1 protein-coding gene is annotated in these 1,524 nt (G+C 68.3%); it reads left to right on the plus strand.

Features of this window, described 5'->3' with window-relative positions; genetic code table 11:
* The coding region (locus I71_RS10595) for a hypothetical protein (RefSeq protein WP_042694708.1) at positions 1-1,524 on the plus strand (1,524 nt) is incomplete at both ends.

A 1,524-nucleotide genomic window follows, 5' to 3' on the forward strand; every position in this document is an offset into this window, starting at 1 on the left:
TTACGGTCGATCCGGGGTCGGACACACCGACCCTGGCGGTTTCAGCCGCGCGGGGTGACGAGGACACTGCCATCGCGCTGACGATCACCCCGGCGCTGACCGACACCGACGGGTCGGAGGCGCTGACGATCACCATCAGCGGCATTCCCGACGGTGCCCATCTCAGCAATGATGCCGGCACTGCCCTGACGATCAGCAACGGCTCGGTCACGCTGACGCCGGCGCAGCTTGCCGGCTTGAAGATCACGCCGCCGTTGAACAGCGACGTGGACTTCGATCTGACCGTGACGGCGACGGCCAAGGACGGCAGTGCGGCGGTTGCGACGACGACGCAGACGCTGCATGTAACGGTCGATCCGGTGACCGACACGCCGACCCTGTCGGTGGCTGCTGCGCGTGGCGATGAAGACACCGCCATTGCGCTGGCCATCGATCCGGCGCTGACCGACACTGATGGGTCGGAGACGCTGACGATCACCATCGACGGCATCCCCGACGGTGCGCATCTCAGCAACACGCTGAACGGCACGCTGACGATCAGCAACGGCTCGATCACGCTGACCAAGGACCAGCTCGCGGGCCTGAAGATCACCCCGCCGCTGAACAGCGACGACAGCTTCACCCTGACCGTGACCGCGACCGCCAAGGATGGCGGTGCCGCTCCGGTCAGCGTCAGCGCCCCCCTCACGGTCACCGTAAACCCGGTGTCGGACACGCCGACGCTGAGCGTCACCCCGGTGACCGGCAGTGAAGACACCGCCATCGCGCTGGCCATCGATCCGGCGCTGACCGACACCGACGGGTCGGAGGTGCTGACGATCCGCATCGGCGGGATTCCCCCCGGGGCGACGCTCGCCAACACGCTGAACGGCACGCTGACGGTCACCAACGGCTCGATCACGCTGACCAAGGATCAGCTGGCCGGCCTGACGATCACGCCGCCGCCGAACAGCGACGACGACATCACCCTGTCCGTCACCGCCATCGCCAAGGACCGCAACGCCGCGGAGGCGACCACCACCCTGCCTCTGGTGGTGACGGTCAACCCGGTGACCGACACCCCGACGCTGACGGTGACCGCCGCGAGCGGCGATGAGGACACCGCCATTGCGCTGAACATCACCTCCGCCCTGACCGATCTGGACGGGTCGGAGACGCTGAGCATCAGGATCGCCGGCGTCCCCGCCGGGGCGACGCTGAGTGCCGGCACCTATGTCACCGAGACCAACGGCACCACCACCTGGACCCTGACCCCGGACCAGCTGGCCGGCCTGAAAGTAACGCCGAAGGGCGACAGCGACGTCGACTTCACCCTGACAGTCACCGCCACCGCCACCGACCGCGGCCTGTCGCCGGTCCCGGTCCAGGCGACGCTGGCCGTCACCGTCATCGCCGTGGCCGACAAGCCGACGGTCTCCGTCACGCCGGTCTCCTACGACCTGGCGGTCGGACAGAACGAGACGCTGACAGGCACTGCCGGCAACGACACGCTGTCGGGGGGCGCCGGCACGACACCATCCTGGG

The sequence above is a fragment of the Azospirillum sp. B506 genome (assembly GCF_000333595.1).
Classification (GTDB): domain Bacteria; phylum Pseudomonadota; class Alphaproteobacteria; order Azospirillales; family Azospirillaceae; genus Azospirillum.